General features: G+C 47.7%; 12 protein-coding genes. 2 read left to right on the top strand and 10 right to left on the bottom strand.

Annotated elements, in window-relative coordinates:
• The first annotated feature begins 21 nt into the window (after nucleotides 1-21).
• Nucleotides 22-300, top strand: a complete 279-nt coding sequence (locus tag ABIE50_RS11800; RefSeq protein WP_209861380.1) for a hypothetical protein — start codon at nucleotides 22-24, stop codon at nucleotides 298-300.
• Here ABIE50_RS11800 and ABIE50_RS11795 read toward each other — a convergent pair.
• The 5 genes from ABIE50_RS11795 to ABIE50_RS11775 all read right to left on the bottom strand — a co-directional run bounded on the left by ABIE50_RS11795 (nucleotide 297) and on the right by ABIE50_RS11775 (nucleotide 4,910).
• Nucleotides 297-1,070: a hypothetical protein gene (locus ABIE50_RS11795; RefSeq protein WP_209861382.1), complete on the bottom strand. Its 774-nt coding sequence runs from the start codon at nucleotides 1,068-1,070 to the stop codon at nucleotides 297-299. The two genes, ABIE50_RS11800 and ABIE50_RS11795, sit on opposite strands and share 4 nt — an antisense overlap.
• A gap of 48 nt (nucleotides 1,071-1,118) precedes the next feature.
• Nucleotides 1,119-2,471 (bottom strand): SMI1/KNR4 family protein, encoded by a 1,353-nt coding sequence (locus ABIE50_RS11790; RefSeq protein WP_209861384.1) that lies wholly within the window; start codon nucleotides 2,469-2,471, stop codon nucleotides 1,119-1,121.
• A gap of 51 nt (nucleotides 2,472-2,522) precedes the next feature.
• The gene (locus ABIE50_RS11785; RefSeq protein WP_209861386.1) at nucleotides 2,523-3,080 is read right to left on the bottom strand and encodes a dihydrofolate reductase family protein; all 558 of its coding nucleotides are present in this window, start codon (nucleotides 3,078-3,080) and stop codon (nucleotides 2,523-2,525) included.
• A 103-nt stretch (nucleotides 3,081-3,183) separates the two neighbouring features.
• Nucleotides 3,184-3,975, bottom strand: a complete 792-nt coding sequence (locus ABIE50_RS11780) for a helix-turn-helix domain-containing protein (protein ID WP_209861388.1) — start codon at nucleotides 3,973-3,975, stop codon at nucleotides 3,184-3,186.
• Nucleotides 3,976-4,100: 125 nt separating this feature from the next.
• A complete protein-coding gene (locus ABIE50_RS11775; protein WP_209861390.1) occupies nucleotides 4,101-4,910 on the bottom strand; it encodes a carbon-nitrogen hydrolase family protein in 810 nt (269 codons plus the stop codon).
• 88 nt (nucleotides 4,911-4,998) lie between these two features.
• Here ABIE50_RS11775 and ABIE50_RS11770 point away from each other — a divergent pair, with 88 nt between their 5' ends.
• Entirely contained in the window at nucleotides 4,999-5,445 is a 447-nt protein-coding gene (locus tag ABIE50_RS11770) for a DinB family protein (RefSeq protein ID WP_209861392.1), read from the top strand.
• 52 nt (nucleotides 5,446-5,497) lie between these two features.
• Here ABIE50_RS11770 and ABIE50_RS11765 read toward each other — a convergent pair whose 3' ends face one another.
• The 5 genes from ABIE50_RS11765 to ABIE50_RS11745 all read right to left on the bottom strand — a co-directional run bounded on the left by ABIE50_RS11765 (nucleotide 5,498) and on the right by ABIE50_RS11745 (nucleotide 14,201).
• On the bottom strand, nucleotides 5,498-6,298 hold the full coding sequence (locus ABIE50_RS11765; RefSeq protein WP_209861394.1) for a DUF4382 domain-containing protein: 801 nt from the start codon (nucleotides 6,296-6,298) through the stop codon (nucleotides 5,498-5,500).
• Between the two features lie 219 nt (nucleotides 6,299-6,517).
• Nucleotides 6,518-9,328, bottom strand: coding sequence for a M14 family metallopeptidase (locus ABIE50_RS11760; protein ID WP_209861396.1), 2,811 nt, complete (start codon nucleotides 9,326-9,328; stop codon nucleotides 6,518-6,520).
• 17 nt (nucleotides 9,329-9,345) lie between these two features.
• On the bottom strand, nucleotides 9,346-10,794 hold the full coding sequence (locus ABIE50_RS11755) for an amidohydrolase (RefSeq protein ID WP_209861412.1): 1,449 nt from the start codon (nucleotides 10,792-10,794) through the stop codon (nucleotides 9,346-9,348).
• Between the two features lie 3 nt (nucleotides 10,795-10,797).
• Nucleotides 10,798-13,545: a M14 family metallopeptidase gene (locus ABIE50_RS11750; RefSeq protein WP_209861414.1), complete on the bottom strand. Its 2,748-nt coding sequence runs from the start codon at nucleotides 13,543-13,545 to the stop codon at nucleotides 10,798-10,800.
• A gap of 35 nt (nucleotides 13,546-13,580) precedes the next feature.
• The gene (locus ABIE50_RS11745) at nucleotides 13,581-14,201 is read right to left on the bottom strand and encodes a hypothetical protein (protein ID WP_209861416.1); all 621 of its coding nucleotides are present in this window, start codon (nucleotides 14,199-14,201) and stop codon (nucleotides 13,581-13,583) included.
• Between the last annotated feature and the right edge of the window lie 7 nt (nucleotides 14,202-14,208).

The following is a 14,208-nucleotide window of genomic DNA, read 5'->3' as shown; positions in this document are numbered from 1 at the left end:
CAATGTAATTATAACTTACCCGTGAAAATAAAATTTACAGATAGCGATCCATACGGATTCACACAAAATAAATTCCTTAAATTTTCAGGCCTCTTTGTAGGTATTCTTTTAGTATTACTGGGTGGTTGTGGCCTTGTTATTGATTTATTTTTTCCTGCTTCTTCCAGCAGCTTTCATAATATTGCAGGTCAGAGTAATGTCGGGCGTTTCCTGTCCGGTGTATTCTTACTGGCCTGCTTCTACGTGTTAAGGGGTAAAAAGACTCCCTCCCAGGACAATAAGGAAGGTGGGCCATATTAATTTTCACTGCCTGTTAAAATTGCCACTATCGCGGGGTTTAACATGTGTAAATATTCGTCCAATGTAGTTTTCCTATCAGCATCAGCTTTCATTAACTCAAATTTCGGAGCCTTGCCTTCAATTCCTGATGTATTCACATATTTTAGGGAATAATCTTCAAGGGATAGATGAATCTCCATATCGGTCGCATTTCCGCTTAGGACAAATTCTTTCTTTAACCATTTTCCTTTGGAGAAAAAGTCCGAAAAGTAGGTGGGGACATTTACCCCCTTATAAATTAAAAGATTGGCCGCTATCATTCCATTTCTTTCCAACTCCAAATAAATATTAAAGTACCTTAACAAAGGATGGATAATAATATTTATTAAAAAAGAGCTGTCTTTTGGATGAGCGAACGTTTTATACTTTACCGTGAATTCAAGTGGTCTTTCAATAATTTCGGCTTTAATTAAATTCAATAACCCAATGTCCAGGTGGCCTTCCTGCTCTGCCAGCTTTAGGAGAGCATCGTGTATTATATTGATCATGATCACCTGTATGGTATTATCCTCTTTTTGTGCGAAGTCCACGCCAATATTATAACTAATCCGCACATAAAAATCCTTTCTTTCTCCGATAACCAAATCCTGATCTTCTTCACTGGTGTGAACAATCTGGATATGCTTATAATAGGTAAGACCATGCTTTATTAACATGCCAGCGTAAATTAGCGAGATTCCTTCCGCACGTAAATTAATCGCTTGGTCTGCCTTTGATACTAATCTTAACATTTCAATTATTGTTAACTGAATAAAATATGCAAAAACGCGGTTCACATACTAACCATTCCACTTCTCCAACTCCTGAACCGTAAGCCCCATATCATCAAGCCGGTGCCCCAGGTTGGATAAAATATAGTCCTGCTCCGTTGGAAATCTCTCTAAAACTTTCTTATACGCAGGTAACAACCGTTTATCCTTTACGCCCGACAGCGCCTGTAAAGCAGCATGTATTACAGTATTAGCCGGATTGCCTAAACCGTTGATGAATACATCCAGGTAACCCGGTTTGTTTTCCAGCTTGCCTAAAGTATAAAAAGCGGTTACACAGATCTGTTCATTTTCATGGGTTGTAGCGGGGATCATCAAAGGTGCATAATCGATCTTCATTTCTACCAGCAGGTAAGTACAAAACCTGAATGTTTCGTGGTCATTGATGCCAGGTAAACTCCGGGTAATAACTTCCTGCCATTCACTGCTTTTGTCTTTTGCATACCACCATATAAACTGTACAACGGCCAGCAGGTCTATAGTACTGTAAGCCAACAGATGCGGCTTTGCCAGCGGATAACTGCACTTGGCAAGCACCTGCAGCCATTCCCGTTTGTATATTGTTTCCGCATGCAGGTATTCCTTTTCCATTTGTATTTCCATCTCCGGATCAATACGCCGCTTTGCCAGGATACCACGGATACACTGATGTTTGGTGAGCTGATCTGTGGCCGCATGGTATTTATTTAACAGCGCCGTTACGCTACCGCCCATGGTATAGCCAAACCAGGACGGGCCATCGGTCGACAGTTCTTCCGAAATAATTTCATCCAGCCAGCGTTCATACCAGTCCAGGAAGTTATCTTCAAAAGTGAATTGCGGTTGCTGCCTGTCTATATCCACGTTTACCACCTTTCCGGCATGTTCACCGTTTAATACCAGTCCATGCAGGTAACCGCATCCCTGCGACCCGATGGGCAGAATACCGGCGTAAATGTTTCCCATGGCGGCTTCAAATGCTGCATCGGGGATATCATCTTCCTGCGTTTCCTTTATGAGATGCTGCCATTCCTCCGCTGTTATACCGGGATAGATCTTTACCGGCTGGCTTAGATACTTTTCAGGATCAGTGGTGAGCTCGTCCACGCACCCATCCAGCGGGTAAATACCATAAAAAGGTCCTGCACCTGCACCCATGTGCGATTCGCCTCCATTTCCCACCTGTAGCAGGAATGCTTTGTAACTTCCGGGTAAGGAAATATTATACCTGGTTTCAAAATCTGAAAGCGTTTCTTCTGTCAGTGGTGGGTGCAGGATATATTTATGGGCGCCGGCGCCGAAAACTTTCAGTTCCTTATCTTTTTGCTTTGCCGCAGTTAACTTGGTCCTGATCCGCTCTACCTGTTCATCAAACTGGTGCATGGGTTAATTTTAAGTGCGCCTTAAAATTAATTTTTTTCCATCACAAACCGCTTAACTCCTCTCCCGTTGATAAGTAAGCACCACTACTCCCTTGTCCAGCACTTCTGTATTGGAAAGTTTCAGTCCTCCAGGCAGTTTCCCTTCTTTGAAAAAGCGTTTGCCCTTTCCTATGATGGTTGGATGAACAAAGAATTTATATTCATCTATCAGGTCGGCCTGTATGAGGGCATCTACCAGGGTGGCGCTTCCTTCTACCTGGATTTCATTGCCAGGCTGTTGTTTCAGCCTGGTGATCTCTTCAACGATATTATTTTTAATGATGGTGGTATTTTCCCAGGCAGCGTTTTCAAGGGTAGTTGACACCACATATTTTGCTACGCTGTTCAGCTTTGCGGCAATACCCATTTCGTTATTCTTCATCTGCGACCAGTAGGGCGCCAGCATTTCATAGGTTTTACGGCCAAAGAGGATGGCGCCGCAGGCATGAATACCATCGCTGATCAGTTGCTGCCGGGCAGGACTATCATATGGCATAAACCATTCTGCCATTGTTTCTGCATCAAAGATACCATCGAGGGTGATCCATTCTGAAATGACTAACTTTCTCATGTTATTTTGTTTTTGATGATGATGATTGTGATTGTTTACTGGTACAAAATAACAGCACGTTTCCTGCATGTGATAGAAGAAACCCGACAAAATAGGAAATGGGCTAACCCGGGAAATTTTCCGCCTGTTTGATATATTCCAGGGGAGAGTAAGTGGTAAATTCTTTAAAAGCGCGGATCAGGTGACTTTGATCCGCATAGCCGTTTTCAAGCGCCACGCCTGTCATATCCGAAAACCTGTTCCGGTTAAGCTGCTGCAGTGCAGCATTGAACTGGCAGATCCGGCTATACATTTTTGGGGTGAGGCCAATATGCTGCTCAAACTTGCGTTGCAGCGTGCGCTCTGTAATATAAAGCTCCTTCTGGAGGTCCATTAACAATATGGTTCCTTTGTTTTTTTGTATGAGACGGGTAGCATAAGTAATGGGTTCATTCACACGGATCCTGTTCCGTTGGGATAGCTGCTGCACATAGCCGTTCATCAACTCCAGGCGGGCATTGAGAGAAGTGGTGTTGAGCAACTGCTCTTTCAGGTTTATTTCCCTGGCCAGGCCGGACAGGCTAAGGTCGATCCCCAGGCCGGTGAGCTCTTTCGCCTCGTAACCCAACAGGGATTGCAACATATAGGGGTGAAGAAAATAGGCAATCACCGTTATTTCACCGGCTGTATGCAGCCGGATCGGTGCAATATTCTGCCCGTACAACACCAGGTGATCACTCTTTTTACCGGCACAGAGTACGCGTGCAGGGTCTGTAAGCTGGAAAGTAATGCTGGGATAACCGTTAGCAATGAGCGGTAATACTGCTTCATAGAACATACTGTTATTCTCAAGCACCACGATGCTGCTTACATAGTCTGCAATAATGGGAGGAGGTGTAAGTAATTGTACTTTCATTCCGGTAAATATGTACTAATGTAAGAAAGAAAAGGGAACGCTGCCTGCTATTACCGGAGCCCGCCCGCCCAGCTATATCCGGAAGTTAAAGAAAAAGCATGGTATTGACTACCACCTATACGCAGCTACCTTTTTTCGGAATAATGCGATTTTACATACAGCGCTGAACGGTATCTTTTAGCCAGCAGCCCGGTAGCCAGGGCGGGATCGATCTCAGCTATTATTACACCGGGTTTGCCATATTCAGCATGCGCAATACAGGCGCCATCTGGCGCTATGATGGAGCTGGCGGAATCAGGATATTTAAACGCATAGTTGGAGCTGGCAAAATAGATCGTATTTTCCAGTGCGCGCATCATCATCGCTTTCTCATAGTAGGGATTATTTTTACTTCCCCATTCTGTAAGCAATACGCCTTCAGTATCACTGCCGGTACAATGCGGATGGAACACAATTTGTGCGCCATGCCGGGCAGCCCACCGCACTGATTCAGGATAACGGAATCCTTCATGGCAAATGGTGATGCCGAACTTCACCCCGTTCACTTCAAAAATACTGCGCTCTGTACCAGGGGTCCAGAAAGTATCTTCTGTAGGGTCCAGCTGGTTCTTGGCCTGGTAGCCGAGCACTTCGCCGGTTGCAGAAATAACAAAGGCCACGTTTAAAACAGCAGCCCCTTCGTACCAATCCATAGGCATAATAATGGCTATGGCATTTTTTGCGGCGATTTCCTTTACGCTTTCCAGTGCCTGCCGCATTACTTCCGGCGACCGGTCTTCCGGTGATCCCATTCCGGGATAACCAGGTATATATGACTCAGGAAAACAGATAATTTCCGCCTGTTGTTTTGCTGCTTCTTCCACCAGTTGCGCTGTCCATGATAAGCCACCGGTAACGGATACAGGAGGCGGAGGTGATGCCAATGCAATTTTCATAAGATGAAGATTATTACAACAAAGGTATTTAATTTGAAACAGGCAGCGTTCCTTAAAATCCTATTTTTACATCTCTAAAACAATTCACATGACCATTCCGGACGTTGTTAAACGATTATTATATTTATGCGATACCGTTCCTTTAAAGATCCGTCAAATAACAGATGAAGACTTTAGCACACCACGTGCTCCGGGCAAATGGTCGAAACAACAGATACTGGGACACCTGGTGGATTCCGCTACCAATAACCACCACCGGTTTATAAGGGCAAGAATGGAACCAGTACCAAAGATCGTATATAATAGCGACGACTGGGTGAATGCACAGCACTACCAGGAAATGGACCGCGCACAACTGCTGCTTTTCTGGGAATATTATAACCGTCATCTTGCGTCAATTATCCCTGTAATAACAACAGAGGAGTTATTAAAAAAATGTGATAACGGCGATGCCGAGCCACACACTTTACAGTTCTTAATTGAAGATTACCTGCGTCACCTGGAACATCATCTAAAACAAATAATGGACCTGTAGTAAAAAAGGCTGACCAATGGCCAGCCTTTTTACTATCAACTCAATGCCTTTATTATTTTAATGTAATAGTACTTACAGTGGAAATTTCCCCGGTTTTTACAGTTATTCCTGTAACAGTGGTATCCTTTAAAATTCCATCACCTGCAATAGCAACATTGTAGCTGCCTGCGGCTAAACCAGTCATTACATAAGCGCCTGTTAAAGCATCAGGTATTGCGGAAGCAATAGTATCGGTATTTTGTATAGCGAATACACCTGAAACATGCAGCAACGGCAGCGCAATTCCTTTGATAGTACCGCTGGTAGCTTCTGTATAGGTACGGATCACCGGTTTCAGGATGTATTTATTGCTACCTGTAGTTACAATAGAACGGTTCGCATCGAAATCGATCCAGAGGCGGTATTCAATATCTGCCACCAGGTCCGCATGAACATTCAGTTTTAAGCCCGACTGTTGTGCAGAAGGCGTTTCCAGCGGGTGAGATACCCCGTTCACTACCACACTGTTGTTGGTACCCAGCACCAGGCGGATCTGCGAGATTTTACCAGCCGGTAATTCTTTTGACGCCAGCAAGGTGTCTAGCCCGTTCCTGAAATCCAGCAGGTTATACACACCAGGGCGGGCCAGCGGCACAGATACCCAGCCAGCACCTGTTTCGGCAGCATCGGCTGATGCGTTCACCTGGATGTCCCGAATGTCGATGTTCACTTCATCATAAAAGGCAGGATCATCTGTCAGGTATACTGAAAGTTTCGATTTTCCACTATTGGAAGACTCGTCTTTACTGCATGCACTAAAGAAAAGCATTGATGCAGCAACCACCATTAACGTGGCAAAGAATTGGTTTTTCATGATTCAGAGATTGAATTGAAATAACAGTTTTCGGTTAAAATTGTACTTGAGTTGATAAAGTTGACCAAGATAGTGACAGATTGAATGGCGCTGTAAGTATCTTCCCGAAGACAAAATCTATACCAAAAACATAAACTCTCTCCTAACAAGGGTTTCTGTAACAGCATCGGCCGGGGATATCCCCGGCCGATGCTGTTGTATATTGTAAAATGGTATCTTTTACCCTTTCTTCCTTTCCAGCTTTGTTTCTTTTATATCCATTCCATACAAGTCGTTGAATAATAACTTGAAAGTACCGAGCGACTGTGCACGGAAAGTAATTTCCGGGCCAAAAGCATAGAGCATTCCAGCGCCTACCGGTGCTGAAAATGCGGCCACCCCGTCTTTCAGGTATGCCTGTCCCCATGCCCAGCCGCTGTGCAGTGGTGCAGCGGAAGAAAACCAGGCAATGGGTTTAATACCTTTATCCGCCGCCGTTGCATCCAGGCGGAACACAGGGCTGTTGTCGAAGTTCACATCACCGGTGGAGGGAAGGCCCCATGCCGCAGGATGTGTGCTATCGAAAGCTACCTGGAGTATACTTCCCGGCACAAAATACTTTGTACCTGGCAGTGGCTTCTCTTTACCGGCTTTATCTGTTTCCACCAATGCGTTGTGCACCGGCAGCCCCAGGTGATATGCGAGGTTGGTACTACTGCCTATTGTGATCACCGTACCCCCTTCTTCCAGGAAAGTTTTTATCTGCGGGATAGATTTTTCTTTGGTGATCTTACCCAGCATATGCCTGTATTGTTCCGGGATCTCCGCAGGAACAGGTTCTTTTGGCGCATAACCATACCTGTTGGGCTCAGCCCCCGACAACGGCGGAATTGCGCGGGTGGCAAATATAATGGCATCGTATTTATCGCGGAGATGACCGGTGTCAATATCCCGGGGATATATCACCTCAAAAGGGAAATGATATTGTTCCATGATCCAGCGCATCCACCCGGAGGGCATAGAGCCGCCGTAGGTATCCCATAATGCGATACGCATAGGGGCCATGCTCACAGCGCCTGCCGGACGTTTGCTGATACCGGTGGTTTTCAGGCCGAGCGTACTGGCAGATTGCTGCAATATCTCCCCTGCTTTACCGCCGGCGGGTACATAAAACGTACCTGGTATGGCGTTATTGTTGCCGGCCACTGCTTTGGTGAGCCGGTATACTTTTACGCCTGCTTTCATCAGGTCATTTACAGCAATGAATGCGTTGTTCTGCCTTGCACTTAACAGGTAGCCACCTGCTGTTGCCAGCGTTGCTTTGGGAGGCGTTTGCAGCGCACCATAAGGCAGCTTTGTGAAAGGCCCGTCGAAGCTGTCCAGGATCCTGTCGAACTGCACGCCCATCTGGAAGGCCAGCGTCCATCCGGCGGCATCATACGGCCGGATAGGAGGGCCACCGGGATACTGGAAATCGTTGGGGTGGTCCTGGGGCTCAAACATATCCAATACATGCGGACGGAAAGCCTGGTTTGTTTTCACAATGTAGGAACCGGCAGGGTATTGTTTACCCGCTACTGCAAACGGCGACTCAGCTTTCTGCACCTGTATGCCTGCTTTGATAAGCGCGTTGATGAACTTCACCGCAGTGGGAAAATCCGGCTGGTCTGCCGGCAGTATATACCCGCGGGGGTCCCTGCCTGCCGGGTCTTTAAACACCGCATCGTAATACCTCATGGGGATATTGCTGCCCCTGCGCATCCAGCCGTATGGATCGCTGCCATCACTTTTATCGGTAGAATCGGGGTTATCCTTTTTGAAAGCGGCGGTAATGGCTTCCGAACGTTTTGGTGATAAGGTCCATGAATCCTGGTTGCCTTTTTCAATGGCGTTGCGGCCCATTTTATAAATATTGAACAGCACTTCATCCCGTTGTCTTGCTGCATAGTCGAGCACCGCATAGTTAAGCGACACTGAATATTCAATAGAGCGCTTAAAGCGCCAGTCGTTTTGCGGCGTTACAGGGTTAGGTGTTGCGCCGTTAGGAATGAGGCGCTGTGGCACTACAGGGATCTTTTCCGGTGTAGGATTGCCGATAATTTCCGTGAGCAGTCCGATCATATTATGATACTGCGTGGTGGTACGCAATCCGCCGTTATACCAGGTAGAGAAGCTGGATCCGTTGAGCCGGGTGTAGCCGGGCTTATTTTCCGCATTGAGGCGGTTATACATGGCGGCGCCCAATGCATCGATGCCGGTGATCATGAGCGGATCAAAGAAATAGTTGAAGGGATCACGGTATGGCGGGCCTGCAAGCACAGAGCCTTCAGGGCCACGCTGGTGATGGTTGTACATGATCTGCGGCATCCATTCCAGGAATAGCTGCCGGCCCATGTTCACGCTTTCTTTCATATTCATGATGTAGAAGTCGCGGTTATTATCATGCCCTATATATTTCTGATACAATACCGGAAGCTGGTCTACCGTGCGTTGAAGCGTATCTGTATGACGCATATACCAGTTGGATACCAGCTCCTGCCCGTCGGGGTTGGCATGTGTCATCAGAACGATCACGTTGTCGAGGATACGCATGGTTTCAGGGTCTGTCCTGCTGATCAGCTGCCATGCCGTTTCAATCAGCTGGTGAGTGCCTACCACTTCGGTGGCATGCAGCCCTCCGTCTATCCACACCACAGCTTTTCCTGCTGCTGCCAGTTCACGGGCCTGTTCAGTGGAGAGGTCTTCTGCACGTGCCAGCTGCTGTGATATCTTCTTATATTTTTCCAGTAATTTAATATTTCCGGGAGAAGAGATGATGAGCATATACTGGTCACGGTCTTCTTCCGTTTTGCCGATATTCACCAGCTGTACACGATCAGACGATGCCGCCAGTTTCTTAAAGTACGCTGCTGTTTGCGTATAGTTAGCCAGCTGGTAATCATCGCCGATATTAAACCCGAAATGCTCTTTCGGGGAAGGAATATGTTGCGCCACTGCAGTTGTATAAAACAATCCAAAAGCGGTGATCGTGGCAAGCAGTTTATTTTTCATAGCGTTTGCTGATTGAGTTATTTACGGTAATCCAGTGCCGGTTTTCTATCGCCCAGCATGGCTTCATATCTGAACCCGGCTCCCTGTCTCTGCCCCAGTTCCGTTTTTGCTGCCCTGAGCGTTTCCGGGCTTTTAAACAAATCGTAAGCAGTGAGCGCCATTGTTTTCGCCGCTACCATCATTCCCTTCACCCCGATACTGCTGCCGGCCGCCGCTACATTCTGCCAGCTATGCCCTGAAGATCCGGGTACAAAGGTAGCTGTTACAATACCGGCGGTGGGTGTTACCCAGCTTACATCCGCTACATCGGAGGAAGCGCCGCCTGCATCTTTGATCATTACAAAAGGGCTCACGCGGGGTGTGACGGTATCGGGATCAGGCGTGTTATCTTTTTCTACGAAGGTGGACTGGATCTTCTTTGCAAAGTCTTTTTCTTCCGGCGTATAACTGAAGCCGCCTACCTGGTGCAGGTTTTTATCCATTATCTGCGACAATGTAATATTGGGCAGCATGTTATAAACGCCGCCTATCACCTCGTAATCCATACGGGTGCCGGTTCCCAGGGCAGCGCCTTCCGCGCATTTCACCAGCCGTTCCCATACGCTTTTCACTATCTTCATTTCGGGATGTCTTACATAATAGTACACTTCTGCAAACGCAGGCACCACATTAGGCGCATCTCCTCCTTTGGTGATCACATAGTGAATGCGGGTGGTAGAAGGCACGTGTTCCCGCATCATGTTCACCATATAGTCCATTGCCTCCACGCCATCGAGGGCGGATCGGCCTTTTTCAGGAGCGCCCGAGGCATGGGCCGAGGTGCCATAGAACCTGAACTTTGCATTCTTATTCGCCAGCCAGGGCGCCACCGCTGCGGAATTCTGGTTTCCCGGATGCCAGTGCAACACTGCACTTACATCTTTAAATAATCCTTCCCTTACCATGTACACTTTGCCGGAACCACCTTCTTCCGCGGGGCAACCATACAAACGGATGGTCCCTTTTGCCCCGCTGGACTGCAGCCAGTTTTTAACGCTCACCGCAGCAGCTACGGAAGCCGTTCCGAACAGGTTGTGCCCACATCCGTGCCCCGGGGCACCGTCGTGTACGGGATGCTTTTCCGGCACTGCTTCCTGCGATAAGCCCGGCAAGGCATCATATTCCGCCAGGATGGCTATTACTGGTTCACCGCTGCCATAGCTGGCTTCAAATGCGGTAGGAATACCGGCAATACCGGCTTTCACTGTAAAGCCCTGTTCCTGCAAAGTTGCCTGCAGCAACGCCGAGCTTTTTTCTTCCAGGTAACCTGGTTCCGCATAGCTCCAGATCTTTTTTGCGATTGTATCGTAACTGGCCGTATGCTGATCCAGGTAAGTGATCATGGCCGATTTGTTTTTATCCTGCTGCGCTGCTGCCGGCAAAGCCAGGCAACACAACATACTGCCTAAAATGATTTGCTGCCTCATAGATTATTTATACAATTGATTAAACAGTAATTTAAAAGTGCTGTGAGACTGACCACGGAAGGTGATCTCCGGCCCGAAGGCATATAGTTTGCCTTTGCCTACCGGTGCTGTAAATGCTGCAATGCCGTTTTTGAGATACTGTTGTCCCCAGGCCCACCCGCTATGCAGCGGCTTATCATCTGAAAACCACATCAGTTTTTTAATGCTGGCAGTATCGCCGGTTGCGCTCAGTTTAAAAACAGGGCTGCGCTCAAAGTACACATCATTCCTGGCCGCCATACCAAAGGTTTCAGGGGCAGTAGTATCAATATCTGCCATCAACAGACTACCCGGAATATAGTACCTGGTGCCGCTGAGCGGCTTCCATTCGTTTTTGCTGTTCTTCTCCACCAATGCATTCTGCACCGGCAGCTGCAGGTGATAGGCAAGGTTAGTGCTGCTGCCGATGGTAACGATGCGGCCACCTTCCTCCAGGAATGTTTTCAGCTGGGGAATGGAAGTATCTGCTGTAATTTTCCCTAACCAGCCACGGTATTCAGCCGACAGTTCTTCCGGTTTGGGTGGTTTGCTCTCGTAGCCGCTGCGCCCTTTCTTAGGCTTGCCGGTATCAGGTATGGCGCCGGTTGCAAAAATGATCATATCGTATTTGCTGCGAAGCTTCCCGCTGTCGATAGCGGAAGTGTACACGAACCGGTAAGGGAAATGATATTGTTCCATGAGCCAGCTGATCCAGCCGGCGGGAATAGATCCTCCATAGTTGTTCCATATCCCGATACGCAAAGGCGATATGGGCGCTAACCCGGAAGGTTTGTTGTCACTAACGGTAACGGGTATACCAAATTCCGCCGCATCTTTTACCAGCACTTCACGCGCTTTTGCGGAGGAAGGTATATAGAAACTGCCTGCCCCTTTAACGCCGGCGGGTAAACGAAATACTTTCACGCCGGCTTTCAGCAGGTCGTTCACTACAATGAAAGCATTGTTGATGCGGGCGTCTACCAGGTATCCTTTACCGGTGGCCACTTCCTGTTTGGGTGGCGATTGCAGCTGGCCATAAGGCAATTTTTCAAAAGGGCCGCTGAAGGGCTCCTGCATACGGTCGAACTGCACTCCCATCTGGAAGGCAAGCGTCCATCCTGCAGCATCGTAGGGGCGTATCGGTGGACCACCTTCATATTGAAAATCGTTCGGGTGATCCTGGGGCTCAAACATGTCTATTACATGCGGGCGAAAAGCCTGGTTAGTTTTTACAATGTAGGAACCGGCAGGATATTGTTTACCTGATACTGTAAAAGCCGCCGTAGCTTTCTGCACCGCTATACCTGATTGAATAAGGGCATTGATAAATTTTACCGCCGTGGGAAAATCCGGCTGATCCGCGGGAATAATGTACCCGCGGGCATCCCGGCGTACAGGGTCTTTCAGTACTGCATCGTAGTACTTTACCGACACAGTATCCTCCCGGCCGAAGGAGAATTCGCCACCACCCTCTCCTTCTGTGCCGGGTTCGGATTTTTTACTGTTCTTATTGGCCAGTTTTATACTGTCGATATAGCTGGGATAGAAGGTCCAGTTGTCCCGGTTACCTCTTGCAATTGCATTGCTGCCCATGCGGTAAATATTAAACAGCAGTTCGCTGCGATAACGGGAGGCATAGTCGAGCACGGCATAGTTAAGCGACACCGAGTAATCGATCGACTGCCGGAAATGCCATCGCTGGGGCGTTACAGGATTAGGCGTGGCCCCGTTGGGAATAAGCCGCTCCGGTACCAGCGGTACATTTTCCGGTGTAGGGCCGCCAATTATTTCCGTAAGGATTCCTACCATATTATGAAAATAGGGAGTAGTACGTAAGCCTCCGTTCCACCAGGTAGAAAACTGCGAACCTGCACGTTGGGTATAACCGGGCTTCCCCTCTGCATTAAGGCGGTTGTTCATGGCTGCGCCCACTGCATCGATACTGGTTACGATCAGCGGATCAAATACATGATTGAAGGGATCCCTGTAAGGGGGACCGGCCAGTACAGAGCCGGCGGGTCCTCGCTGGTGATGGTTATACATGATCTGCGGGAGCCATTCCACAAACAACTGCCGGCTGATGTTCTGGCTTTCCTTCATGTTCATCATGTAAAAGTCGCGGTTGTTATCATGGCCAACATATTTTTCGTATAGCCTTGGTATGTTAGTGGCCCTTTTGCTGGTATCGGGCTCCCGCATGTACCAGTCGGACACCAGTTCCTGCCCATCAGGATTGGCGTGTGTTAAAAGGATAATATCATTATCGAGGATGTTCATGGTTTCCGGGTCGGTGCGGCTCACCAGCTGCCACATGGTTTCGATGAGCTGATGCGTACCAACTACTTCAGTGGCGTGCAAACCGCCATCGATCCAGATGACGGACTTACCTTCTGCGGCCAATTCACGGGCCTGCTGATCTGTAAGCCCTTCGGCGTGTGCCAGTTGCTGTGAGATAGTTTTATACCGTTCCAGCCGTTTTATATTTTCCGGGGAAGATACAATGAGCATATACTGGTGCCGGCCTTCTTCCGTAAGCCCTATATCTACCAGTTTGGTACGGGGTGAGGCCGACAGCTTTTTAAAGTAAGCAGCAGTTTGTGTATAGTTAGTCAGTTTATAATCATCCCCGATATTAAAACCAAAATGTTCTTTGGGAGATGGCAACTGCTGCGCCCATGCAATGGCAACGACAGTAAGCAACAGGAGCAGCAGGCAGTAAAATCGTTTATTCATACGGGTTATCAGTTTCGGTTGATCAAACGGGTTTTCTATTGTTTTTTAAACCTCACGCCTACACGGCAGTCGCCCGGTTCGCCTCTTGCCTCATCGCAGATATTGTTGAAAAAGGTAACGATCCTTCGGCCATCGGCCAGGTTGAGGATAAATTTGAACAAAAAGTAATCGTTTACGGCCACATTTGAAAGACTTACCTTATTCAATACCGCCAATTGCGCCGCTGTAAAGGAATACGTTTTTGGAAAGGCAGTTACCGTTTCATATAAATGATCATTGGTGCCTACTATGCTGGGCAGCGGAAACTGTGCGATGTTCGTATATTGGTTACCGGGAGAAGAGATCACTAACGGGTACGCAGGTACGCTTGTTTCGGCTCTATTATAGCTGGTATACACTTCAATGGAAGTAACTGTTTCTTTTCCGAATCCTTCCCAGCTGAGCGTAAAAGCAAACTCCTGCGCAGCCACATCCGGGTCTTTCAGGTTAAAGAAAGCCACCTTGCCGGCCTGCCTTGTTGGCAGGGCTGTTTTGGTAGTATCTATCGTTACTACCGGTACGGCGGTATAGGTATATCCTTCCCATTCGTACTTCACCTTTTTACAGGAGAATACAACTGATGCAATAAGCAATATGATTACTATATACTGTTTCATGATGATG

This window comes from Chitinophaga sp. OAE865 (assembly GCF_040546735.1).
Lineage (GTDB): Bacteria > Bacteroidota > Bacteroidia > Chitinophagales > Chitinophagaceae > Chitinophaga > Chitinophaga polysaccharea_A.
Note: the sequence above shows the minus strand (reverse complement) of the source record. Positions and strands in the feature narration are given on the sequence as shown.

Coding starts and splice junctions, on each gene's coding strand:
- ABIE50_RS11795 (WP_209861382.1), bottom strand. CDS start 1,070: ATGTTAAGATTAGTATCAAAGGCAGACCAAGCGATTAATTTACGTGCG.
- ABIE50_RS11790 (WP_209861384.1), bottom strand. CDS start 2,471: ATGCACCAGTTTGATGAACAGGTAGAGCGGATCAGGACCAAGTTAACT.
- ABIE50_RS11785 (WP_209861386.1), bottom strand. CDS start 3,080: ATGAGAAAGTTAGTCATTTCAGAATGGATCACCCTCGATGGTATCTTT.
- ABIE50_RS11780 (WP_209861388.1), bottom strand. CDS start 3,975: ATGAAAGTACAATTACTTACACCTCCTCCCATTATTGCAGACTATGTA.
- ABIE50_RS11775 (WP_209861390.1), bottom strand. CDS start 4,910: ATGAAAATTGCATTGGCATCACCTCCGCCTCCTGTATCCGTTACCGGT.
- ABIE50_RS11770 (WP_209861392.1), top strand. CDS start 4,999: ATGACCATTCCGGACGTTGTTAAACGATTATTATATTTATGCGATACC.
- ABIE50_RS11765 (WP_209861394.1), bottom strand. CDS start 6,298: ATGAAAAACCAATTCTTTGCCACGTTAATGGTGGTTGCTGCATCAATG.
- ABIE50_RS11760 (WP_209861396.1), bottom strand. CDS start 9,328: ATGAAAAATAAACTGCTTGCCACGATCACCGCTTTTGGATTGTTTTAT.
- ABIE50_RS11755 (WP_209861412.1), bottom strand. CDS start 10,794: ATGAGGCAGCAAATCATTTTAGGCAGTATGTTGTGTTGCCTGGCTTTG.
- ABIE50_RS11750 (WP_209861414.1), bottom strand. CDS start 13,545: ATGAATAAACGATTTTACTGCCTGCTGCTCCTGTTGCTTACTGTCGTT.
- ABIE50_RS11745 (WP_209861416.1), bottom strand. CDS start 14,201: ATGAAACAGTATATAGTAATCATATTGCTTATTGCATCAGTTGTATTC.